We start from the raw sequence: 23,387 nt of genomic DNA, 5'->3' as shown, positions 1-23,387 counted from the left end.
GGGTCGGCGTGGGGCCGGGAGCGGTGTGTCTCCCGGCCCTGGCGTTTCTTCGCCGTGCTGGTTCAGCGGGGTTCGGCGAGGGGGGTGAGGGGGTGGTGGTCGGGGGCGGGGGCGGGGTGGGTGAGGCCGAAGGTGGTGAAGGCGGTGCGGTCGGGGAGGGGGTAGGGCTGGGTGCCGGTGAGGGTGTTGAGGATGGTGGCGGAGCGCCAGGCGGCGAGGCCGAGGTCGGGGGCGCCGACGCCGTGGGTGTGGCGTTCGGCGTTCTGGACGTAGACGGCGCTGCCGGTGTGGCTGATGGCGGGGTCGAGGTGGAGGCGGTAGCGGTCGTCGATGCTCAGGCGGCCGGCCTGGTCGCGGCGGAGGTGGGGTTCGAGGGCGGTGAGGAGGCGGTCGAGGGGGCGTTCGCGGTAGCCGGTGGCGAGGACGACGGCGCTGGTGGTGAGGCGGGTGCGGGTGCCCTGGGCGAGGTGTTCGAGGTGGAGTTCGAGCTGGGTGGAGCCGACGCGTCCGGCGGTGCGGACGGCGACGGCGGGGGTGAGGGTGGCGTCGGGCCAGCCGACGTGGAGGGTGCGGCGGTAGAGCTCGTCGTGGATGGCGGCGATGGTGTCGGTGTCGATGCCTTTGTGGAGTTGCCACTGGCGGGGCAGGAGTTGGTCTCGGGTGGTCTGGGGGAGGGAGTGGAAGTAGCGGGTGTAGTCGGGGGTGAAGTGTTCGAGGCCGAGTTTGGAGTACTCCATGGGGGTGAATGCCTCGGTACGGGTGAGCCAGTGGATCTTCTCGTGGCCTTCGGGGCGGTGGCGGAGGAGGTCGAGGAAGATCTCGGCGCCGGACTGGCCGGAGCCGATGACGGTGATGTGGTCGGCGGCGAGGAGTCTTTCGCGGTGCTGGAGGTAGTCGGCGGAGTGGAGGACGGGGGTGGCGGGTGCGTCGGCGAGGGGTTTGAGGGGTTCGGGGATGTGGGGGGCGGTGCCTACGCCGAGGACGAGGTTGCGGGTGTGGACGCGGCCGAGGGCTTCGGCTTCGCCGTCGGCTCCGGTCTGGGTGTAGTCGATTTCGAAGAGGGAGCGTTCGGGGTTCCAGCGGACGGCGTCGGCCTGGTGTCCGAAGTGGAGTCCGGGGAGGTTGTCGGCGACCCAGCGGCAGTAGGCGTCGTACTCGGCGCGGTGGATGTGAAAGCGCTCGGCGAAGTAGAAGGGGAAGAGGCGCCGGCGGTGGCGGAGGTAGTTGAGGAAGCTCCAGGGGCTGGCCGGGTCGGCGAGGGTGACGAGGTCGGCGAGGAAGGGGACCTGGAGGGTGGCGCCGTCGATGAGCATGCCGGGGTGCCAGTGGAAGGCGGGGCGTTGTTCGAAGAAGGCGGTGCGGGGGGTGTCGGGGATGCCGTGGGCGAGGGCGGCGAGGGAGAGGTTGAAGGGGCCGATGCCGATCCCGACCAGGTCGTGGGGCTGGTCGTGGTCGGGGGTGTGCTGGGCGGTCATCGGGGGGTGTGTCCTTCCACCAGTTTCAGCATCCGGTCGAGGTCGCCGGGACGGGTGTGCGGGTTGAGGAGGGTGGCTTTGAGCCAGAGGCGGCCCTTGGCGCGGGCGCGGCCGAGGACGGCGTGGCCGTCGTCGAGGAGGCCGCGGCGGACGGCGGCGACCTGGTCGTCGTCGGCGTCGGTGGGGCGGAACAGCACGGTGCTGAGGGCGGGCCGTGTGTACAGGGTGAGGTCGGGGTGGTCGTGGATCTTGTCGGCGAGGGTGGTGGCGAGGTCGCAGACCTGGTCGACGAGGGCGCCGAGTCCGTCGCGGCCGAGGGCGCGGAGGGTGACGGCCATTTTGAAGGCGTCGGGGCGGCGGGTGGTGCGCAGGCTGCGGCCGAGGAGGTCGGGGAGGCCGGCTTCGGTGTCGTCGTGGGAGTTGAGGTAGTCGGCGGTGTGCTGGAGGGGGCCGAGGCGTCCGGTGCGGTGGACGGCGAGGATGCCGGCGGCGACGGGCTGCCAGCCGAGTTTGTGCAGGTCGAGGGTGACGGAGTGGGCGCGGTCGAGGCCGTGGAGGGCGTGTTTGCGACGGTCGCTGAAGAGGAGGGGGCCGCCGTAGGCGGCGTCGACGTGGAGTTCGGCTCCGTGGGCGGCGCAGACGTCGGCGAGGGCGGGGAGGGGGTCGATGTGTCCGGCGTCGGTGGTTCCGGCGGTGGCGGCGACGAGGACGGGGTGGCCGGTGAGGGTGGTGAGGGTGTGGTGGAGTGCGGCGGGGTCGAGGGTGCCGGTGGGGGTGGGGACGGTGTGGGTGGGTGGCAGGCCGAGGAGCCAGGCGGCGCGGGGGACGCTGTGGTGGGCGTTGGCGCCGTGGACGACGTGGAGGGGGGCGGCGGGGTGGCGTTCGCGGGCGAGGAGGAGGGCGAGTTGGTTGGCCTCGGTGCCGCCGGTGGTGAGGAGGGCGTCGGGGTGGTCGGCGGCGGGGTAGGTCTCGCGGGCGAGGGTGCGGGTGAGTTCGGCTTCGAGGGCGGAGGCGGCGGGGGCCTGGTCCCAGGAGTCGAGGGAGGGGTTGAGGACGGAGGCGGCGAGGTCGGCGGCGGCGGCGAGGGCGAGGGGCGGGGCGTGGAGGTGGGCGGCGCAGAGAGGGTCGGCGGGGTCGGCGGCGCCCTGGGTGAGGGCGTGGACGAGGGGGCCGAGGGCGGCTTCGGGGCCGGTGCCGTGGTCGGGGAGGAGGGGTCGGGTGGCGGTGTGGACGCGGCGGGCGGTGGTGGTGGGGCCGCCTGCGGGGAGGGGGCCGCCGCGGTCGAGGGCGCCGGTGCGCAGGGCGTCGAGGACGGCGGCGAGGAGGGGCGCGAGCGCGTCGGGTCCGGCGGTGCCTCCGGCGAGGGGCGGGGTGTTCATGGTTTCTGCTGGGTCCTTCAGGCGCGCGCGGGCAGGGAGTTCCAGCTTGTTGCGGGGGTGTGGGGCCGGGGGCGGGGTGGCGGGGAAGTGGGTCCGAAAGGGGGATTCCGGCGGGGTTGGCGGGCGGGCGGCGGGGCGGGTCTGGTACGGGCGGGTGGCGGTACGGAGGAGGGCGGCGGGGTCCGCTCCCCCGCCGCCCTCCTGGGTGGTGCTGTGTCCGGTCCGGCCGGTGCGGGCTCAGCCGGTGGTCGTGGTCCGGCGGTCGCGTACGCGCAGGGCGCGGGCGAGGTCGTCGATCTGGTCGGCGAGGCGGCGGCGGAGGGCGGGGACGAGGTCGCCCGTGGCGAGGGCGGCGCGGCCGAGGGCGAGGGCTTCCTCGTCGACGGCGTAGGCGGGGAAGGCGGCGGCGCCGGCGGCGGTGGCGAGGGCGGGGCCGCGGCGGCGGGCGAAGGCGGGGGCTTGCTGGTAGTAGCGGTGGACGTAGGGGCGGACGAGGGCGGTCTGTTCGGGTTGCCAGAAGCCTTGGGCGGTGGCGGTGAAGAGGTAGTTGGAGAGGGTGTCGTCCTCGAACATGGCGTCCCAGGCGCGGCGTTTGGCGTCGAGGTCGGGGAGGGCGGCGCGGCAGCGGGCGGCGCCTTCCCGGCCGGTTGCGCTGGGGTCGGCGGCGAGTTCGGCGGCGATGGCGGCTTCGTCGACGGCGCCGAGGACGGCGAGGCGGCCCAGGATGCGCCAGCGCAGGGCGGGGTCGAGGGTGGGGCCGCCGGGGACGAGGCCGTCGTCGAGCCAGTCGCTGAGGGAGGCGGGCTGGGTGGCGCTGTCGATGAAGTGGCGGACGGCGACGAGGCGCAGGCCGGGGTGGGCGTCGGTGCGGTGGGCGCCGCCCCGGCCCCGGGTCCAGTCCTCGGTGCTGAGTCCTTCGGTGCGGCGCAGCAGGTCGCGGCAGAGGGCGGTGAGGGTGGCGAGGGCGGCGGGCCGGTCGTCGGGGTGGGTGTAGGGGCCGGCGACGTGGCGGGAGGCGAAGTTGAGGACGCCGGTGACGAGGGCGAGGTCGTTCTCGTGCGGAAGGTGGGTGCGGGCGGCGTCCAGGTAGGTGGCGGGGGCGAGTCGGCCGTCGCGGACGAGGTCGCGGGCGGTGTTCCACAGGACGGCGCGGGTGAGGGGGTCGGGGAGGGTGGAGAGGGTGGCGAGGGCGGTGGTCCAGGAGGTGGGGTCGAGGCGGAGTTTGGCGTAGGTGAGGTCCTGGTCGTTGAGGACGACGAGGTCGGGGCGGTGGCCGGGGAGGGTGCGGGGCTGTTGCTGGGGGAGGTCGAGGTCGAGGTGGTCGCGGCGGGTGGGCGGGCCGGTCTCGGGGGTGTGGTCCCAGGTGGTGACGGTGATGCGGTGGGGGCGGGTGCCGTCGCGGTCGACGGTGAGCTGCCAGGCGGGGTCGGCGGTGGGGTGTTCGGTGTCGGTGGCGTGGGCGGTGAGGGTGTCGACGCCGCTGGTGCGCAGCCAGGCGGCGGCCCAGGTGTGGACGTCGCGGTCGGTGGCCCAGGCGAGGTTGTCGAGGAAGTCGGCGAGGGTGGCGTTGGCGAAGCGGTGCCGGGTGAAGTGCCGGTTGATGCCGGCGAGGAAGTCCTTCTCGCCGAGCCAGGCGGTGAGCTGGCGCAGGGCGGCGGCGCCCTTGGCGTAGGAGATGCCGTCGAAGTTGAGGAGGGCGGAGGCGGTGTCGGGGACGGCTTCGGGGTCGGGGGCGACGGGGTGGGTGGTGGGGCGCTGGTCGGCGTCGTAGCCCCAGTCCTTGCGGCCGGCGGCGAAGTCGGTCCAGACGTGCGTCCAGCGGGTGGCTTCGGCGACGGTCTGGTAGCCCATGTACTCGGCGAAGGACTCGTTGAGCCAGATGTCGTCCCACCAGGTGAGGGTGACGAGGTCGCCGAACCACATGTGGGCCATCTCGTGGGCGATGGTGACGGCGCGTGAGCAGCGTTCAGCGTCGGTGACGGCGGAGCGGAAGACGTAGGAGTCGCGGAAGGTGACGAGGCCGGGGTTCTCCATGGCGCCGGCGTTGAACTCGGGGACGAACGCCTGGTCGTAGGAGTCGAAGGGGTAGGGCTCGTCGAACTTCTCGTGGTAGCGGTCGAAGAGGGCGGTGGTGGTGTCGAGGAGTTCGGTGGCGTCGGTGTCGAGGTGGGGGGCGAGGGAGCGGCGGCAGTGGAGGCCGAAGGGCAGGCCGCGGTGTTCGGTGCGGACGGTGTGCCAGGGCCCGGCGGCGACGGCGACGAGGTAGGGGGAGATGAGGGGGGTGGTGGCGGCGCTCCAGCGGCCGTCGCCGTGGTCGGTGGTGGTGCCGTTGGCGAGGACGGTCCAGTGGGGCGGGGCGGTGACGGTGAGGTCGAAGTGGGCTTTGAGGTCGGGCTGGTCGAAGGCGGCGAAGACGCGGCGGGCGTCGTCGAGGAAGAGCTGGGTGTAGAGGTACGTCTCGCCGTCGGCGGGGTCGGTGAAGCGGTGCATGCCTTCGCCGGTGCGGGAGTAGGCCATGTCGGCCTCGACGGTGAGTTCGTGGGGGCCGGGGGTGAGGCCGGTGAGGGGGAGGCGGGTGCCGTCGAGGGCGGCGGGGTCGAGGGGGGTCCCGTCGAGCGTGGCGGTGTGCAGGCGGTGGGGGTTCAGGTCGATGAAGGTGTCCCCGGCGGCGCGCGCGGTGAAGTGGACGCGGGTGCGGGAGGCGAAGGTGGTGTCGCCGGTGGTGAGGTCCAGGTCGACGGCGTAGCGGTGGACGTCGAGGAGCTGGGATCGGGTCTGCGCTTCGTCGCGCGTCAGGAGGGACATGCGGGCCATGCTGCCCGATGGCGGTGGGCGGGCACAGGGGGGTTCGGCCCGGGACGGGGGTGCGCCCCCGGTGGGTGGCTCCGCCGGGAGCGTGGGGTGGTGCGGTGGGTGGGGCGTGGGTCAGCCGGGCTGGTCGGCCGGGGTGTCGAGCAGGGCGCTGATGGCGCGGACGATCTCGGTCTCGGCGGCTTCGGGGTCGGCGCCGAGGGTGGTGAGGGGGCCGCCTCCCGTGAGGTTCTCGTGTTCGAGGAGGGCGAGGAGGAGGTGTTCGGTGCCGATGTAGTTGTGGCCGAGGCGCAGGGCGACGCGGAAGGTGAGTTCAAGGGCTTTGCGGGCGGCGGCGTCGTAGGGGATGAGGTCGGGGAGGGTGTCGGCGGGCGGCTGTTCGCCGGCGGTGACGGCGGTGCGCAGGGCCTCGGTGGTGATGCCCTGTCCGGCGAGGAGGTGGGCGGCGACGGAGTCGGGGTCGGCGAGGAGGCCGAGGGCGAGGTGGCCGGGGCCGATGTGGGGCTGGCCGGCGGTGCGGGCGGCTTCCTGGGCGGCGACGACGGCGTTGCGGGCGCGGGGGGTGAAGCGGCTGAAGCCGTCCTTGGGGTCGAGGTCGCCGCTGCCCTTGGGGACGAATCGCTTCTGGGCGGCCTGTTTGGTGACGCCGAGTCCGGTGCCGATCTCGGTCCAGGAGGCGCCGGAGCGGCGGGCCTGGTCGACGAAGTGGCCGATGAGGTGGTCGGCGACGTCGCCGAGGTGTTCGGCGACGACGACGGCTCCGGAGAGCCGGTCGAGGGGGTCGGTGTGGCTGCTCTTGATGGCCTCGATGAGGTCGTCGAGGCGTGCGGACTGCGGGGGCCTGCTGAATTCCGACATGCGTCAACCTTAAGTTGACGCGCAGGGAATCGTCAACCTTCGGTTGACGACTGGGCGGAGGTCCCGGCGCCCCCAGCGTTGGCGTTGAGGATCAGGCCGGAGAGCTCCAGCAGGCCGCCGATCCGGAAGTCGGGCAGCGTACGGGCCTCCTCGGACTCCCAGTCGAGCACCGCCCACGGACCGCGCCGCACCAGCGCGGTGCGCAGCCCGGCCTCGGCGGCGGGCCGGATGTCGTACGGCCACCGGTCGCCGACGTACAGGATCTCCCCCGGCGCGAACGGCAGGCTTCCCGCCAGCCGCCGGAAGAAGGCCGGGTCGGGCTTGGCCGCGCCCCACTCCTCCGACGCGGCGACCAGCTCGATCTCCTCGGCGAGCAGTCCGCGCAGCATGTCCGCGCCGTGCGCCGTCAGGTTGTCCGCGACGCCCACCATCAGCCCGTCGGCGCGCAGCGCGGCCAGCGCGGGGCGCACGTCGGCGTACAGGTCCGCCTCGGTGTACGTGTCCTGCGGTGCGCCCGCCTCGGCGCGGGCCGCCCGGCCGGCCGAGGCGTCGAAGCCGGGGCGGACCACCGCGCAGGCGTCCTCGAACCCGCCACCGGCGGCGCGCACGGCGCCGAGGACGGCCGAGAAGGTGTGCGGGGGGACGCCCAGCCGGTCGGCCCACGCCGCGCACCGGCGGGTCTCGTCCACCAGGCACTCACCGACGTCGAGGACGACCGCGCGCATCATGCGGCCGAGCATAGGCGCCGCGTGGCGGGCCGCCGGGAGCCGCGCCCGGTGCGGGCGGGAGCCGCGGTGCCCCACGGGCGGCCCGCTCGCCGTGCGGCACGGGCCGGGCGGCCGCACCCTGGAGGTGGAATGTCCCGCTTGACGAGAGGAAGTCCGCCATGGGCGAGTCCGCTATGGACAAGATGAAGGGCAAGGCCAAGGAGGCCGTCGGCAAGGTCACCGGCGACCGCCGCTCCGAGTCCGAGGGCAAGACGGACCAGGCCAAGGGCGACGCCAAGGACACCGCGGACCAGCTCCGCGAGCGTGCCAAGGGCATCGGTGACTCCATGAAGGGCGACGACCGCCACTGACGTCCCTGGCGCGTCCGAGGCGAGGCCGGTCCCCGTTGCAGGGACCGGCCTCGCCGGTGTCCGGGGCCGGGTGGGTCAGCCGGCCGTCGGAGCCGCTTCGGCCGGGCCCTCCTCGCCGCCCACCACCTCGTCCGCGATGCGCTCGTGGTGGCGGATGACCTCGGCGACGATGAAGTTGAGCAGCTTCTCGGCGAACGCCGGGTCCAGGTGGGCGCTCCCGGCGAGGGTGCGCAGCCGGGCGATCTGCTGCGCCTCGCGTTCCGGGTCGGCCGGGGGGAGCTGGTGCTCGGCCTTGAGGTGGCCGACCTGCTGGGTGCACTTGAACCGCTCGGCGAGCATGTGCACGACGGCGGCGTCGATGTTGTCGATGCTCTCGCGAAGCCGCTGGAGTTCGGCGAGGACAGCCGTGCCGCCCGCGCCGGAGCGGCCCGTTCCGGTGTTGCTGGGGGTCATGGTCCATCAGCCTACGCGGGCCGGGCCGCTCCGGAGGGGCTGCCCGAGGAGTGGGACGGCACCCCGCCCGCACCGGCCGCGACCGCGGAACTGGCGTTGCGGCGCGAGCCCGCTGCGGGGATCGTCGGCTCATGGGCGAGACGTACGCGGAACACGGCACGGACACGGCGAACAGCGCCGCCGAGGAACTCTTCTCGGCGCTGTACGAGGCCGACGAGGACCTGGTGGCCGCGCTGCTCGGCGCCGGGGTGAGCCCGGAGGCCGACGACGGCGGGGGCGGTACGGCGCTGCACAGCGCGGCGGTGGCCGGACGCGCCCCGCTCGTGCGACTGCTGCTGGCGGCGGGCGCGGACCCGGACCGGCGCACGGCCGAGGGCGAACTGCCCCTGTGCGGGGCCGCCTGCTGGGGCCGCACCGAGGTGGTGCGGGCACTGATCACGGCGGGTGCCGACCCGGGCGGCGCCGACGAGCCCGGTCCCACCGCGCTGGTACGGGCGGCCGAGGGCGGGCACGCCGCCACGGCGGCCGCGCTGCTGGAGGCGGGGGCCGGCCCGGTGGCCGGCCGGGGCGATCCGCCGCTGGTGCGGGCGGCCCGGCAGGGGTCGCTGGAGACGGTCCGGGTGCTGCTGGAGCACGGGGCGCAGGGCCGGGAACAGGCGCTGGAGGAGGCGCTGCGGTGGTCGGCGCGGCTCGCGGACCGGCTGCGGGAGGAACTGGTGGCGGCCGGCGGGGACGAGGAGCCGGCGGGCGAGGTGGAGGTGGTCGTCCGGGAGGTGCGGCGCGGCTCGACGACGCTGCTGGCGGTGGTACTGCTGCGGGACGGCGACCCGGGGGCGGGCCTGGAGCGGTTCACCTCGCACGCGGCCGTCGCCACGGTGCTGGAGGAGGAGCTGGGCCGGGCGGCCTCCTACGAGGAGCTGAGTGCCCGCGCGCTCGGGCGCGGGGAGCCGTGGCACGACGACTGGCGGGAGCCGGCGCGCGTGCTGAGCGGGCGGGGCGACGAGGAGACCTTCTCGGCGGCGGCCGCACGGCTCGGCGAGGCGCCCGGCTCGCCGGAGGCGCTGTTCGCGGTGGAGGTGCTGGGGCGGCTCGGCGTGGGCCGGCTGACGCCCCGGGTGGTGCCGCTGCTGCGGGAGCTGGCGCGCGAGCCGGTCGACGCCCAGTTGCTGGCGGCGGTGGTGTCCGGCCTCGGCCACCACGGTGACCCCGGGGCGCTGCCCGAGCTGTACGCCGCGGCCGGACATCCCGCCGCGGAGGTGCGCGAGGCGGCGGCCAGGGCCTTGTTCGGGCTGGTCCCCGCCGGCGACGCGCGCGGCACGGGCGTCCTCGCGGCACTGTCGGCGGACGCGTGGCCGCGGGTGCGGGAGTGGGCGGTGACCGCGCTGGCGGCCCTGGCCTCGGACACCACCGAGGTACGCGAGGCGCTGGCGGCCCGGCTGGCCGACGAGGATCCGGCGACGGTCGCCGAGGCGGCGGCGGGCCTGGTCCGGCGGGGCGCCGGCACCCGGGCGGAGGAGGCGCTGGCCCTGCTCCTGACGACCGAGCCGGAGGGCTCGGCGGTCCGCGAGCGGGCCGAGGAAACCGTGGAGCAGCTCACCGACCCGGCGGTACGGCGACGGCTGGAGGGGGTGCTGCCGCTGACCTGACCGGGCGCGGCCCGGCTGCCGGAGGGTCGGCGCACGGGTACGAGCACGGGTACGGGGCGCTCCGCCACGGCTCGCGGACCTGGACGTTCCCCGCACCCGCGGACGGCCCGCCCGGCGAGCGACGAACCGGTGATGACGAGCGGGAGCAGCGGGTGTCACCGTGCCCCTCGGCCCGGGGGCAGCGCGGCGGCGCGAGGCTGGGCGAGGCGGTGCCGTCCCGCGCCCGCCCGGCGCGCGCACGCGCCCCGGGCGCGTTCCCGTGCGCGCCCACTTCGCCGTACGAGGCCCTGACCGCTCGCGCGGAGCGCCGCCCTGCCACGGGCGACGCCCCACGCGGCAGGGCGAGCGGCGCCGGATCACCGGCCCCGCCGCTGCCGCGGCAAGTGGCCTCCGACCGGCCGCCGGGCGGTTCTCCCGGCGGCGTCGGCGGCACTCCCCCGTCAGGTCAGGCCGCGGCCCCGGAGCCTCGGCCGCCGCCCCTGGCCCGGCGGGCGCCCCCGCCGGTGGCCGCGCCCCTGGTGGCGGGGTTGCCGCGCCCGGAGCCGCCGCCGGCGCGCCCCGCGCCCCGGGCCGCGCCCCCGGCACGGGCGGTGCCGCCGCCGGTACGGCCGGTGCTCGCGGTGCGGGCGGCCGTGCCGGGCTGGGCACCCCGGGTCGTGGTGGCCGTGGCCGAGCGGGGGCCGCCGGAGCGGCCTCGCCGGGAGCGGCCGCCGGACTTGGCCTTGGGCCCGGTGGGCTGCTGCGGGATCTCGACGGTCACGGGCACGCCGGAGGGCTCACGGGCGCCGGTGAGGCGGGCGAGTTCCTCGTCGCTGGACTTGACCCGGGCGGTCTGCGGCGTGATCCGGGCCGCCGACATCAGGCGGGTCATCTCGCGCTTCTCCTCGGGGAGGACGAGCGTGACGACGCTGCCGGACTCCCCCGCGCGGGCGGTGCGGCCGCCACGGTGCAGGTAGTCCTTGTGGTCGGTGGGCGGGTCGACGTTGACGACCAGGTCGAGGTCGTCGACGTGGATGCCGCGGGCCGCCACGTTGGTCGCGACCAGAGCGGTGACCTGGCCGTTCTTGAACTGCTCCAGGGTGCGGTTGCGCTGCGGCTGGGAGCGCCCGCCGTGCAGCGCGGAGGCGCGCACTCCGTTGGCGAGGAGCCGCTTGGCGAACCGGTCGGCGGAGCGCTTGGTGTCCACGAACATGATCACGCGGCCGTCGCGGGCGGCGATGCGCAGGGCGACCGCCTTCTTGTCGGTGTCGTCGGCGACGTAGAGCAGGTGGTGCTCCATCGTCGTGACGGCGCCCGCCGAGGGGTCGACGGAGTGCACCACCGGGTCGGTGAGGTAGCCGCGCACCAGCCGGTCGATGTTGCGGTCCAGGGTGGCGGAGAAGAGCATCCGCTGCCCGTCGGGGTCGGTGCGGTCCAGGAGCGCGGTGACCTGCGGCATGAAGCCCATGTCGGTCATCTGGTCGGCCTCGTCGAGGACGCTGACGGTGACCTGGTCGAGGCGGCAGTCGCCGCGGTCCAGGAGGTCCTTGAGCCGTCCCGGCGTGGCGACGACGACCTCGGTGCCCCGGCGCAGCGCGTTCGCCTGCTTGTTGAGCGAGAGCCCGCCGACGACGGTGGCCATGCGCAGGCCGAGGGCCTTGGCGTACGGCGTGAGGGCGTCGGTGACCTGCTGGGCCAGTTCGCGGGTGGGGACGAGGACCAGGGCGAGCGGCGCCCCCGCCTCGGCGCGGCGTCCGGCGGTGCGGGCGAGCAGGGCGAGGCCGAAGGCGAGGGTCTTGCCGGAGCCGGTGCGGCCCCGGCCGAGGATGTCGCGTCCGGCCAGCGAGTTGGGGAGCGTCGCGGCCTGGATGGGGAACGGTTCGGCCATGCCCTCGGCGGCCAGCGCGGCCAGCAGGGGCTGCGGCAGGTCGAGCTCGGCGAAGGCGGCCACGGCCGGGAGGGCCGGGGTGCGCGTCTCGGGCAGCGCGAAGTCGCCGCCCTGCGGGGCGGCGGGGGTGCGGGAGGTGGCGGGGCGCCCGGTCCGTCGGCCCCCTCGGGAGCGTCCGGGGCGGCTGCCGCCGGAGTCCTGGCCGGGCCGGCGGCCGGTGCGGGCCTGGGGGTTCCCCTGGGCCGCGCGGTTCCCCGCTGCCTGGCGGTCGGGGCGTTCGGATCGAGTCATGGGGCGGTCTCTGCCTTCCTGGGGACAGCACAAACCGGGGCCCGCACCGAGCGTGGTGCGGGCCCCGGTCAGGAGGTACGCGTCGGGGCTGGAATCAGCCGGCGACGATGTTCTCCGCCTGCAGGCCCTTCTGGCCCTGCGTGACGTCGAAGGTGACCTTCTGGCCTTCCAGGAGCTCACGGAAGCCCCGGCCGGCGATGTTGGAGTAGTGGGCGAAGACGTCGGGGCCGCCGCCGTCCTGCTCGATGAAGCCGAAGCCCTTTTCGGCGTTGAACCACTTCACGGTTCCGGTGGCCATATGCACTCCCTGGGGTGTTGAGGGGCCGGTGTTCCTTCCGCGGGTCCGCGGGAAGAAGTGTCACAAAAGAGCCCCACACCGGAGAGCCGGCAAGGCCGGAGGGCCGGGAAACAATAATGCGCCTGAGCGAGTTCTCGTCAGGCGCACATAAGGATCATGGGTACCACAACTGCAACGTCTCCCAGCCTAACACGGTGCGCCCCGTTCCCGGCGGGACGCCGCGAGCGGCGCCCGGCGCGGCCGGGGCGCCCGCGGGCGCCGTACCGGATCGGTCAAGATCACCGGGAGCGGTCGGCCGGACGGGTGAGGGTCCGTACGCTTGGGCGGATGAAGCGTGTTGGTTGTGTGGTGCTCGCTCTCGCCCCGCTGGCGACGGCGGCGGTCTTCCTCCTCAGCCCGGACCCCGACGCGGGCCGCGTACCCGGCGAGTCGGGCCCCTCGGCGCCGGCCGCGGCGCGCGGTGCGGACGACGGCGCGGCCGGGGACGGCGACGCCGACGAGGCGGACCGTGAGACGGAGGAGCGGATCGCCGCCATGCCCGCCGGCCTCGCCGCGCCCGGCAAGAAGGAGCTGGCCCTCCAGCTGGTGGCGAGCGCCGACAACTCGACGCTGAAGTGGCGCACCCTCTACGGCTACATCGAGGACCTGGAGGACGGGCGCGGCTACACGGCGGGCATCGCCGGTTTCTGCACCGGCACCCACGATCTGCTGGGCCTGGTCGAGCGGTACACGAAGGACCACCCGGACAACGGCCTCGCCCGCTACCTGCCGGCGCTGCGCGAGGTGGACGGCTCGGACTCCCTGGCGGGGCTGGAGGGCTTCACCGAGGCGTGGGAGGCGGAGGCGGAGGTCCCGGCGTTCCGGACGGCACAGGAGCGGGAGCGCGACGAGCGGTACTTCGCGCCGGCGGTGCGGATGGCGAAGATCGACGGCCTGGGGACGCTGGGCCAGTTCGTCTACTACGACGCGATGCTGCTGCACGGTCCCGGCAAGGGCGCCGACAGTTTCTACGGCGTCCGTGCGGCGGCTCTGAAGAAGGCGGAGACGAAGGCGGCGGGCGGCGACGAGCGGGCGTACCTGGAGGCGTTCCTCGACGCGCGGCGTGCGGTGATCCGCGAGGGCAAGCGGTTCCAGCGGGACACCTCCCGCATCGACACCGCCCAGCGGGTCTTCCTGCGGAACGGCAACCTGACGCTCTCGACGCCGCTGAGCTGGGAGATCTACGGGGAGCGGTTCCACGTCGCCGGATGAACCGGGCCCGGGGAGACACGCGGCGCCCGCCAGGTGTCCGGTCGGGGACGGGCGGGCGCCGCGTTCAGATCCGCACGCCTTTGTACGGAACAGGTGGGGGCACCGCTGAGGGTGCCTGGTGAGGCTACCGGCCCCTCCTCGCCGGGTCGGCGGCGGGGGGGGGCCGGTCCGGTCAGACGGTCAGGGACCGGTCGGTCGGCCGGATGGGGGCGTGCAAGGTGCTGGCGCCGGTGAGGAAACGGTCCACGCCGCGGGCGGCGGAGCGGCCCTCGGCGATGGCCCAGACGATCAGCGACTGGCCGCGCCCGGCGTCACCGGCGACGAAGACCCCGGGGACGTTGGTCTCGTAGTGGTCGTCGCGGGCGATGTTGCCGCGCGCGTCCAGTTCCAGACCGAACTGGGAGACGAGGCCGTTCTCCTGGTCGGTGCCGGTGAAGCCCATCGCGAGGGTGACCAGCTGGGCCGGGATCTTCCGCTCGGTGCCGGGCTTCCGCGCCGGCTTGCCGTCCTTGAACTCGACCTCGGCGAGGTGGAGCCACTGGACGTCGCCCTTCTCGTCGCCCTCGAAGTGGGTGGTGGAGACGGAGTAGACCCGCTCGCCGCCCTCCTCGTGGGCGGAGGTGACCTTGTAGAGCATGGGGAAGGTCGGCCAGGGCTGGTTCGGGTTCCGCTCCTCGCCCGGGCGGGGCATGATCTCCAGCTGGGTGACGGAGGCCGCGCCCTGGCGGTGGGCGGTGCCCACGCAGTCGGCACCGGTGTCGCCGCCGCCGATGACGACGACGTGCTTGCCCTCGGCGGTGATCGGAGGGGAGACGTAGTCGCCCTCCTGCACCTTGTTGGAGAGCGGCAGGTACTCCATCGCCTGGTGGATGCCGTTCAGTTCGCGGCCGGGGACGGGCAGGTCGCGGGCGGTGGTGGCGCCGGCGGCGACGACCACGGCGTCGTAGCGGCGGCGCAGCGCGTCGGCGGGCATGTCGCGGCCGATCTCCACGCCGGTGCGGAACTTGGTGCCCTCCGCGCGCATCTGCTCTATGCGGCGGTTGATGTGCCGCTTCTCCATCTTGAACTCGGGGATGCCGTACCGCAGGAGGCCTCCGACACGGTCGGCGCGCTCGTAGACGGCGACGGTGTGCCCGGCGCGGGTGAGCTGCTGGGCGGCGGCGAGCCCGGCCGGGCCCGAGCCGATCACGGCGACGGTCTTGCCGGAGAGGCGCTCGGGGGCCTGCGGGAGGACGGTGCCGCTCTCCCACGCCTTGTCGATGATCGAGACTTCGACGTTCTTGATGGTGACGGGCGGCTGGTTGATGCCGAGCACGCAGGCCGACTCGCAGGGGGCCGGGCAGAGGCGGCCGGTGAACTCCGGGAAGTTGTTGGTCGCGTGCAGCCGCTCGCCGGCGGCCTGCCAGTCCTCGCGGTAGGCGTAGTCGTTCCACTCGGGGATGAGGTTCCCGAGCGGGCAGCCGTTGTGGCAGAACGGGATGCCGCAGTCCATGCACCGGGACGCCTGCTGGGAGATGATCGGCAGCAGGGAGCCGGGGACGTGAACCTCCTTGAAGTCGCGGACCCGCTCCTCGACGGGGCGGGACCGCGCGACCTCGCGGCCGGTGGTGAGAAAGCCCTTCGGGTCAGCCATGGGTCGCCGCCTCCATCATCTTCTCGGTGGTCTCGGTCTCGGTCAGACCGGCCCGCTCGGCGGCGTCCTTGGCGGCGAGCACTGCCTTGTACGTGGTCGGGATGATCTTGCTGAAGCGGGTCAGCGCGTTCTCCCAGTCGGCGAGGAGCTTCCCGGCGACGGTGGAGCCGGTCTCCTCCCGGTGGCGGCGCACCACGTCGTGCAGCCACCGGCGGTCGGTGTCGTCTAGCGCCTCGACGGCCGCGGCGTTGCCGGCGTTGACCCGGTCGGGGTCGAGGTCGATGACGTAGGCGATGCCGCCGGACATGCCGGCCGCGAAGTTGCGGCCGGTCTCACCGAGGATCACGGCGTGGCCGCCGGTCATGTACTCGCAGCCGTGGTCGCCGACTCCCTCGGAGACGACGGTGGCGCCGGAGTTGCGGACACAGAACCGCTCGCCGGTCCGGCCGCGCAGGTAGATCTCGCCGCCGGTGGCGCCGTATCCGATGGTGTTGCCCGCGATGGTCGAGTACTCGGCGAGGTGGTCGGCGGCGCGGTCGGGGCGGACCACGAGGCGGCCGCCGGAGAGGCCCTTGCCGACGTAGTCGTTGGCGTCGCCCTCCAGGCGCAGGGTGACGCCGCGCGGGACGAAGGCGCCGAAGGACTGGCCGGCGGAGCCGGTGAAGGTGAGGTCGATGGTGTCGTCGGGCAGGCCGGCGCCGCCGAACTTCTTCGTCACCTCGTGGCCGAGCATGGTGCCGACGGTGCGGTTGATGTTGCGGATGGCGACCCGTGCGCGGACCGGCCGGGCGTCCTCGGCGGTGTGCGCGGACAGGGCGTCGGCGGCGAGCTTGATCAGCTCGTTGTCGAGCGCCTTCGCCAGGCCGTGGTCCTGGGCGGTGATCCGGTGGCGGACGGCGCCGTCGGGCAGGTCGGGGACGTGGAAGAGCGGCGCCAGGTCGAGTCCCTCGGCCTTCCAGTGGGCGACGGCCCGCTCGGTGTCGAGGAGTTCGGCGTGGCCGACGGCCTCCTCCACGGAGCGGAAGCCCAGCCCGGCGAGGAGTTCGCGGACCTCTTCGGCGATGAACTCGAAGAAGTTGACGATGAACTCGGCCTTGCCGGAGAACCGCTCGCGCAGCACCGGGTTCTGGGTGGCGATGCCGACCGGGCACGTGTCCAGGTGGCAGACGCGCATCATGACGCAGCCGGAGACGACCAGCGGCGCGGTGGCGAAGCCGAACTCCTCGGCGCCGAGCAGCGCGGCGACGACCACGTCCCGGCCGGTCTTGAGCTGGCCGTCGGTCTGCACGACGATGCGGTCGCGCAGGCCGTTGAGGAGCAGCGTCTGCTGCGTCTCGGCCAGGCCCAGTTCCCAGGGGCCGCCCGCGTGCTTGAGGGAGGTCAGCGGGGAGGCGCCGGTGCCGCCGTCGTGGCCCGAGACCAGGACGACGTCGGCGTGGGCCTTGGAGACACCGGCGGCGACGGTGCCGACGCCGACCTCGGAGACCAGCTTCACGTGGATCCGGGCCTGCGGGTTGGCGTTCTTCAGGTCGTGGATGAGCTGGGCGAGGTCCTCGATGGAGTAGATGTCGTGGTGCGGGGGCGGCGAGATGAGGCCGACGCCGGGCGTGGAGTGCCGGGTCCTGGCGACCCACGGGTAGACCTTGTGGCCGGGGAGCTGGCCGCCCTCGCCGGGCTTGGCGCCCTGGGCCATCTTGATCTGGATGTCGTCGGCGTTGACCAGGTACTCGCTGGTGACGCCGAAGCGGCCGGAGGCGACCTGCTTGATGGCGGAGCGGCGGGCCGGGTCGTGGAGCCGCTCGGCGTCCTCGCCGCCCTCGCCGGTGTTGGACTTGCCGCCGAGCTGGTTCATGGCGATGGCGAGGGTCTCGTGCGCCTCCTGGGAGATGGAGCCGTACGACATGGCGCCGGTGGAGAAGCGCTTGACGATCTCCGGGACCGGCTCGACCTCCTCGACGGGGACGGCGGGCCGGTCGCTCTTGATGCCGAAGAGGCCGCGGAGCGTCATGAGCCGCTCGGACTGCTCGTTCACCCGGTCGGTGTACTGCTTGAAGACGTCGTAGCGCCGGTTGCGGGTGGCGTGCTGGAGGCGGAAGACGGTGTCCGGGTCGAAGAGGTGCGGTTCGCCCTCGCGGCGCCACTGGTACTCGCCGCCGATCTCCAGCGCGCGGTGGGCGCGGGCGACGCCGGTGGCGGGGTACGCCTTGGCGTGGCGGGCGGCGACCTCACGGGCGACGACGTCGATGCCGACGCCGCCGATCTTGGAGGTGGTGCCGGAGAAGTAGGTGCGGACGAAGTCCTCCTGGAGGCCGACCGCCTCGAAGACCTGGGCGCCTCGGTAGGAGGCGACGGTGGAGATGCCCATCTTGGACATCACCTTCAGCACGCCCTTGCCGAGGGCGTGGATGAGGTTGCGGATGGCGGTCCCGGCCTCGACGCCGGGCAGGAAGGTGCCCGCGCGGACGAGGTCCTCGACGGACTCCATGGCGAGGTACGGGTTGACGGCGGCGGCGCCGTAGCCGATGAGCAGGGCGACGTGGTGGACCTCGCGGACGTCCCCGGCCTCCACCAGCAGCCCGACCTGGGTGCGCTGCTTGGTGCCGATGAGGTGGTGGTGGACGGCGGCGGTGAGCAGCAGCGAGGGGATCGGCGCGTGCTCGGCGTCGGAATGCCGGTCGGACAGGACGATGAGGCGGGCGCCGGCCTCGATGGCGGCGTCGGCCTCGGCGCGGATCTCCTCGATGCGCTCGGCGAGGGCCTCGCCGCCGCCGGAGACGCGGTAGAGCCCGGAGAGGGTGACGGCCTTCATGCCGGGCATGTCGCCGTCGGCGTTGATGTGGACGAGCTTGGCGAGTTCGTCGTTGTCGATGACCGGGAAGGGCAGGGTGACGGCCCGGCAGGAGGCCGCGGTGGGCTCCAGGAGGTTGCCCTGCGGGCCGAGCGTCGAGTACAGCGAGGTGACCAGCTCTTCGCGGATGGCGTCCAGCGGCGGGTTGGTGACCTGCGCGAAGAGCTGGGTGAAGTAGTCGAAGAGGAGCCGGGGGCGCTTGGAGAGCGCGGCGATGGGCGTGTCGGTGCCCATGGAGCCGATCGGCTCGGCGCCGGCCTTGGCCATCGGGGCGAGGATGACGCGCAGCTCCTCCTCGGTGTAGCCGAAGGTCTGCTGGCGGCGGGTGACCGAGGCGTGGGTGTGGACGATGTGCTCGCGCTCGGGCAGGTCGTGCAGCTCGATGGTGCCGGTCTCGACCCATTCCCGGTAGGGCTGCTCGGTGGCGAGGGAGCCCTTGATCTCGTCGTCCTCGATGATGCGGTGCTCGGCGGTGTCGACGAGGAACATCCGGCCCGGCTGGAGGCGGCCCTTGCGGACGACCTTGGCGGGGTCGACGTCGAGCACGCCGACCTCGGAGCCGAGGACGACGAGGCCGTCGTCGGTGACCCAGTAGCGGCCCGGGCGCAGGCCGTTGCGGTCGAGGACCGCGCCGACCTGGGTGCCGTCGGTGAAGGTGACGCACGCCGGGCCGTCCCAGGGTTCCATCATGGCCGCGTGGTACTGGTAGAACGCCCGCCGGGAGGCGTCCATGGAGGCGTGGTTCTCCCACGCTTCCGGAATCATCATCAGCACGCTGTGCGGGAGCGAGCGGCCGCCGAGGTGGAGGAGTTCGAGGACCTCGTCGAAGGAGGCGGAGTCGGAGGCGTCGGGGGTGCAGACGGGGAAGATCCGGGAGAGGTCCTTGTCGCCGCCGCCGAACAGCTCCGAGGCGAGCTGGGACTCGCGGGCGCGCATCCAGTTGCGGTTGCCCTTGACGGTGTTGATCTCGCCGTTGTGGGCCACGAACCGGTACGGGTGGGCCAGCGGCCAGCTCGGGAAGGTGTTGGTGGAGAAGCGGGAGTGGACCAGGGCGATGGCGCTGGCGAAGCGGTGGTCGGAGAGGTCGGGGAAGAACGGCTCGAGCTGGCCGGTGGTCAGCATGCCCTTGTAGACGAGGGTCCGCGAGGAGAGCGAGGGGAAGTAGACGCCGGCCTCGCGCTCGGCGCGCTTGCGCAGCACGAAGGCGAGCCGGTCCAGGGCGAGGCCCGTGGTGTCCTCGGCGGTGACGAAGAGCTGCCGGAAGGCGGGCATGGTGGCGCGGGCGGTGGCGCCGAGCAGGGCGGGGGCGACCGGGACCTCGCGCCAGCCGAGGACGGTCAGGCCCTCCTCGGCGGCGAGGGTGTCGATGCGGGCGGCGGCCTCCTCGGCGCCCTCCTCGGGGAGGAAGGCGATGCCGACGGCGTAGGCGCCCGCCCCGGGGAGGGCGAAGCCGGCGGTCTCGCGGAGGAAGGCGTCGGGCACCTGGGTGAGGATGCCCGCGCCGTCGCCGGAGTCGGGCTCGGAGCCGGTGGCACCGCGGTGTTCCAGGTTCCGCAGAACGGTGAGTGCCTGGTCGACCAGCGTGTGGCTCGGCTCGCCCGTGAGGGTGGCCACGAATCCGACACCGCAGGCGTCGTGCTCGTGGCGCGGGTCGTAGAGGCCCTGCCGGGCAGGGCGGGCGTCCATGTGGGACCAGGCGGACTCGGTGGTGGCCGAGCTCACGGAAGCCTGGGACGGCTGGCGCGGCGTACGCATCGGCTCTCCCGTCGTCGTCAGTGGCATATGCAAGGTGCCGAGGGACGACGTTGGCCCTCTGCGAAATTTTCAGCAAGTTACATGATGAGACGCATCTCGGTAAACGGATGACCCGTTCCATCATGCGGACACCGCGGAGCTGGGTGACCAGGAGGGACCTGCGCGGCGGTTCGACACCTCGGGTCCGGACGCGAGGGGCTTCCTTGCCCGCGGCGCGTACGGCTCATGCCCCGTCGTCAAACAATTGAAACCGCCGGGTAACGAAATACTATGCGGGCTCCCGCATACCGGCTCACCCCAGGCTCGCGCCGAAAAGGCTGCCCAGGAGGTACGTCACACCGGCGGCGGCGGCACCGAGAGCCAGCTGGCGCAGCCCGCTGAACCACCAGGGGCGCGCCGTCACCCGGGCCACCAGCGCCCCGCAGCCGAACAGCCCGGCCAGCGCCAGCGCCACGGACGGCCACAGCGCGTCCGTCCCCAGCAGGTACGGCAGCACCGGCAGCAGCGCGCCCACCGCGAACGCCCCGAACGACGAGACGGCGGCCACCGTCGGCGAGGGCAGGTCACCCGGGTCGACGCCCAGTTCCTCGCGGGCGTGGATCTCCAGCGCCTGCTCCGGGTCGGCCGAGAGCTGCCGCGCCACCTCGCGGGCGAGCTTCGGCTCGACGCCGCGCGAGACGTACAGCCCGGCCAGCTCCGCCTCCTCGTCGCGGGGGTGCCGGCGCAGCTCACGGCGCTCCACGGCGACCTCCGCCTCGACCAGCTCCCGCTGGGAGGCGACCGAGGTGTACTCCCCCGCGGCCATCGAGAACGCGCCGGCGGCGAGCCCCGCCAGGCCGGTCAGCACGATCGTCTGCTGCGCCACCGAGCCGCCGGCCACGCCCGTGATCAGCGCGAGGTTGGAGACCAGGCCGTCCATCGCGCCGAACACCGCGGGCCGCAGCCAGCCGCCGTTGACGTCGCGATGGGTGTGGTTGTCCCGGTGCGCCCCGTGGAGCGCCGCCTCGTTGTCGATGAACGCCACTGCCGTGAGCCCCTCTCTCGCCGGCCGGGCGTCCCTGGTGCCACCCGGCCCTCACATGATCGAAAGTACGCTCGAAAATCGCCGCCTGCCAGCAAGGAAGGCCGTACTTACCTGCGCTTCCGTACGCACGGTGACCAGCCGGCCACCTGGCGGCGGGCGGCCGTACGCACCCCGGGAAGGTGCCGAAGGAGTGAGAAACAGGCGCCGTGCGCGGCAGGGGTGCGGCCCGCGTGGCACACATCGCCCAGGACCCGCCGCCACGCCCGCCCTCCCGGCGAGGACCCGGGGCGCGGCGGCCGTCCCTGACAGGCCACGAAGCCCGCGATGCCCGCCGGCCCGGTCCCCGGTCCGCGCGGCCCGTCCCAGAGAGGCCCGCGATGGTGGCACCGACCCGCCCGACCCTCCCGCTCCCCGCCGCCCTGCGCGAGCGGGGCCGGGGCGCCCTGCTCGGCCTGGCCGTCGGCGACGCGCTGGGCGCCCCGGCAGAGAACCTGAAGCCCTCCGAGATCCGCCGCCGCTGGGGCCGCATCACCGGATACGTCGCCGAGCACCCGGCCGGGACCGACGACACCGAGTACGCGATCTTCTCCGGGCTGCTCCTCGCCCGGTACGGCTCGGGGCTGACCACCGCCCGGGTGGAGGCGGCCTGGCACCGGTGGATCGCCGACCTCGACGAGGGGCCGTTCCGGGGCGCCGGGTTCAGCGAGCGCGGCACCCTGGAGAACCTGCGGCGCGGCCTGACCGCCCCGATCACCGCCCAGCACCGGCACGCCTGGAGCGACGGCCTGGCGATGCGCGCGGCCCCGTTCGGCGTCTTCGCGGCGGGCCGGCCCGAGGAGGCGGCCCGGCTGGTCGCCGTCGACGGCGGCGTCAGCCACGAGGGCGAGGGCATCTACGGCGGCCAGGCCGTCGCCGCCGGGGTCGCGGCGGCGATGGGCGGCGCGAGCACCGACGGCGTGGTGACCGCCGCCCTGTCGGTGGTCCCCGACGACTCGTGGACGGCCCGTTCGCTCAGGCGGGCGGTGGCCGCCGCCGACCGGGGCGAGCGGGCGGTCCGCTCGGCCGTGGTGATCGGCGGCTACCCGTGGACCGACCTCGCCCCCGAGGCGGTCGGCCTCGCCTTCGGGGCGCTGGCCGCCGCCCGCGGGGTCTTCCCGGCCGCCGTGCTGACCGCCGTCAACATGGGCCGTGACGCCGACACCACCGCCGCCGTGGCCGGGGCACTCGCCGGGGCGCTGGGCGGGGCGGCGGCGGTCCCCGCCGAGTGGGCCGCGCGGATCGGGCCGGTACGGGGCTCCTGCCTGCCGTCCATGGCGGGCCTGCACGTCCTGGACGTCGCCGACCTCCTCACCCCCGACCCGGAGGAACCGGCCCGCCACTCCCCCGTCGGACACTGCCCCGACCTGCCCGAGGAGGCGCTCGCGGGCCGCGCCGACCGGGCGCTGCGGCGGCTCGGCGCGCGCGCTTCGACCGGGCCCGCCCCAGAGCCGGCGGCCGGCCGCACCCCGGCCGGAGCCCGGCCGTGAGCCCGCTGGAGGGGCCCGCCCCCGAGCCCGGCGAAGCCCTGCCCGCCGTCACCGCCGCTCCCCTGCCGGCTCCTGCCGCCGCCGGTCCCGACCTGGCCGCCCGCGTCGAGGCGACGCTGCTGGGCCTCGCCGCGGGGGACGCCGCGGGCTGGCCCGCCGCCCGGCACCGGGCGGCCCGGATGCCACGCTGGACCCGGCGGCTCACCCGGGAGCTGGACACCTTCGCCGAGGAGAACGCGACCACGACCCTGCCGGTGCCGATCGCCCTCAACCAGCCGCCCGAACCGCTGCGGCTCGGCCCCTCCGACGACGCCGAGTGGGCCGCCTTCACCGCGCTGAACCTGGTGGCCGGGGCGGCCCTCGCCGGCGGGGTGCGGGCCGCCGTCGACGCCGCCTGGCGGCGGCTGGCCGCCGAGGTGGCCGAGGCGTCCGCCGACGCCCCCGAGGTCGAGTCGGCGGTGCTGCCGCTGCGGGCCCGCATCTCGGTCCGCGCGGGGCTCGGCAACCTCGCGGCGGGCCTCGGCCCGCCCGCCACCGGCCACGACAACCCGCACTACTTCGACGACGCCGCCTGCGTCCGGGCCTGTGTGCTCGCACTGGCCCGTCCGGGTGATCCGGCGGCCGCCGCCGACCTCGCCGAGTTCGACGCCCGCTACACCCAGGACGGTGACGGCGTGCACGGGGCACGGGCGATGGCGGCGGCGCTGGCGGGTGCGCTCGCAGGCGCCGGGCCCCAGGAGGCGGCCCGGCTCGCCCTCGCCCAGTTGCCCGCCGCCACCGAGATCGGGCGCAATGCCCGGCAGGCGCTCGGCCTCGCCCGGCGGGCCCGCGACACCGGCGGCGCGTTCGGGCTGGTGCCGCTGCTGGAGCACCGGATCGTCGACCACGTCTACAGCTACGGGATCGCCGCCGCCGAGACGGTGCCCGTGGCGCTCGCCCTCGCGGTGGCGGCGGACGGCTCCCCGGCGGTCGCGGTCCCGGCGGCCGCCTGCCTGTCCCGGGTGGCCGACTCGGCGCCCGCGCTGACCGGCGCGCTCACCGGCGCGCTCGCGGGCCCCTCGGCCCTGCCGGAGAGCTGGCGGCAGGCGTGCCGGACGTTGTCGGGGTGTGCGCTGCCCTGGCTGGCCGGGACCGATCTGGTGGAACTCGCCGGGCGGCTCGTACCGGGGGACGGAGGCACTCCGGGGGGATGAT

16 protein-coding genes are annotated in these 23,387 nt (G+C 74.6%); 5 read left to right on the top strand and 11 right to left on the bottom strand.

What is annotated here, in order from left to right:
* Positions 1–62: 62 nt before the first annotated feature.
* The 5 genes from Sdia_RS11455 to Sdia_RS11435 form a co-directional block, all read right to left on the bottom strand.
* A complete protein-coding gene (locus Sdia_RS11455) occupies positions 63–1,475 on the bottom strand; it encodes a lysine N(6)-hydroxylase/L-ornithine N(5)-oxygenase family protein (protein WP_189499979.1) in 1,413 nt (470 codons plus the stop codon).
* Positions 1,472–2,854: a pyridoxal phosphate-dependent decarboxylase family protein gene (locus tag Sdia_RS11450; protein ID WP_100453144.1), complete on the bottom strand. Its 1,383-nt coding sequence runs from the start codon at positions 2,852–2,854 to the stop codon at positions 1,472–1,474. Before Sdia_RS11450 ends, Sdia_RS11455 begins: the two co-directional genes overlap by 4 nt.
* 237 nt (positions 2,855–3,091) lie before the next feature.
* A complete protein-coding gene (gene pepN / locus Sdia_RS11445) occupies positions 3,092–5,659 on the bottom strand; it encodes an aminopeptidase N (protein WP_185392906.1) in 2,568 nt (855 codons plus the stop codon).
* Between the two features lie 120 nt (positions 5,660–5,779).
* Entirely contained in the window at positions 5,780–6,523 is a 744-nt protein-coding gene (locus Sdia_RS11440; RefSeq protein ID WP_189499978.1) for a Clp protease N-terminal domain-containing protein, read from the bottom strand.
* 32 nt (positions 6,524–6,555) lie between these two features.
* Positions 6,556–7,251: an HAD family hydrolase gene (locus Sdia_RS11435; RefSeq protein ID WP_100453385.1), complete on the bottom strand. Its 696-nt coding sequence runs from the start codon at positions 7,249–7,251 to the stop codon at positions 6,556–6,558.
* 158 nt (positions 7,252–7,409) lie between these two features.
* Here Sdia_RS11435 and Sdia_RS11430 point away from each other — a divergent pair, with 158 nt between their 5' ends.
* Complete coding sequence (locus Sdia_RS11430; RefSeq protein ID WP_100453141.1) at positions 7,410–7,601, top strand: CsbD family protein; 192 nt, start codon at positions 7,410–7,412, stop codon at positions 7,599–7,601.
* 75 nt (positions 7,602–7,676) lie between these two features.
* Here Sdia_RS11430 and Sdia_RS11425 read toward each other — a convergent pair whose 3' ends face one another.
* Positions 7,677–8,054 (bottom strand): chorismate mutase, encoded by a 378-nt coding sequence (locus Sdia_RS11425; RefSeq protein WP_100453140.1) that lies wholly within the window; start codon positions 8,052–8,054, stop codon positions 7,677–7,679.
* A 131-nt stretch (positions 8,055–8,185) separates the two neighbouring features.
* Here Sdia_RS11425 and Sdia_RS11420 point away from each other — a divergent pair, with 131 nt between their 5' ends.
* The gene (locus Sdia_RS11420; RefSeq protein ID WP_189399769.1) at positions 8,186–9,700 is read left to right on the top strand and encodes an ankyrin repeat domain-containing protein; all 1,515 of its coding nucleotides are present in this window, start codon (positions 8,186–8,188) and stop codon (positions 9,698–9,700) included.
* A 445-nt stretch (positions 9,701–10,145) separates the two neighbouring features.
* Here Sdia_RS11420 and Sdia_RS11415 read toward each other — a convergent pair whose 3' ends face one another.
* Both Sdia_RS11415 and Sdia_RS11410 read right to left on the bottom strand, forming a co-directional pair.
* The gene (locus tag Sdia_RS11415; protein WP_100453138.1) at positions 10,146–11,858 is read right to left on the bottom strand and encodes a DEAD/DEAH box helicase; all 1,713 of its coding nucleotides are present in this window, start codon (positions 11,856–11,858) and stop codon (positions 10,146–10,148) included.
* A gap of 94 nt (positions 11,859–11,952) precedes the next feature.
* Positions 11,953–12,156 carry a cold-shock protein gene (locus Sdia_RS11410; protein ID WP_003947520.1) on the bottom strand — a complete coding sequence of 68 codons (204 nt, stop codon included), beginning with the start codon at positions 12,154–12,156 and terminating at the stop codon, positions 11,953–11,955.
* A gap of 327 nt (positions 12,157–12,483) precedes the next feature.
* On the opposite strand from Sdia_RS11410, the gene Sdia_RS11405 reads away from it, so the two are divergent.
* Positions 12,484–13,407: a chitosanase gene (locus tag Sdia_RS11405; RefSeq protein ID WP_189399767.1), complete on the top strand. Its 924-nt coding sequence runs from the start codon at positions 12,484–12,486 to the stop codon at positions 13,405–13,407.
* A gap of 172 nt (positions 13,408–13,579) precedes the next feature.
* Here the strand turns inward: Sdia_RS11405 and Sdia_RS11400 are convergent, their stop codons facing one another.
* The 3 genes from Sdia_RS11400 to Sdia_RS11390 all read right to left on the bottom strand — a co-directional run bounded on the left by Sdia_RS11400 (position 13,580) and on the right by Sdia_RS11390 (position 20,667).
* Complete coding sequence (locus Sdia_RS11400) at positions 13,580–15,040, bottom strand: glutamate synthase subunit beta (protein ID WP_189499977.1); 1,461 nt, start codon at positions 15,038–15,040, stop codon at positions 13,580–13,582.
* The gene (gene gltB, locus Sdia_RS11395) at positions 15,033–19,643 is read right to left on the bottom strand and encodes a glutamate synthase large subunit (protein ID WP_189499976.1); all 4,611 of its coding nucleotides are present in this window, start codon (positions 19,641–19,643) and stop codon (positions 15,033–15,035) included. The genes Sdia_RS11400 and gltB overlap by 8 nt, the downstream gene beginning before the upstream one ends.
* 292 nt (positions 19,644–19,935) lie before the next feature.
* Complete coding sequence (locus Sdia_RS11390; RefSeq protein WP_100453134.1) at positions 19,936–20,667, bottom strand: VIT1/CCC1 transporter family protein; 732 nt, start codon at positions 20,665–20,667, stop codon at positions 19,936–19,938.
* Between the two features lie 377 nt (positions 20,668–21,044).
* On the opposite strand from Sdia_RS11390, the gene Sdia_RS11385 reads away from it, so the two are divergent.
* The gene (locus Sdia_RS11385) at positions 21,045–22,193 is read left to right on the top strand and encodes an ADP-ribosylglycohydrolase family protein (RefSeq protein ID WP_207205715.1); all 1,149 of its coding nucleotides are present in this window, start codon (positions 21,045–21,047) and stop codon (positions 22,191–22,193) included.
* Entirely contained in the window at positions 22,190–23,386 is a 1,197-nt protein-coding gene (locus Sdia_RS11380; RefSeq protein WP_115068595.1) for an ADP-ribosylglycohydrolase family protein, read from the top strand. Before Sdia_RS11385 ends, Sdia_RS11380 begins: the two co-directional genes overlap by 4 nt.
* Position 23,387 lies beyond the last annotated feature (1 nt).

This window comes from Streptomyces diastaticus subsp. diastaticus, from assembly GCF_011170125.1.
Lineage (GTDB): Bacteria > Actinomycetota > Actinomycetes > Streptomycetales > Streptomycetaceae > Streptomyces > Streptomyces diastaticus.
Note: the sequence above shows the minus strand (reverse complement) of the source record. Positions and strands in the feature narration are given on the sequence as shown.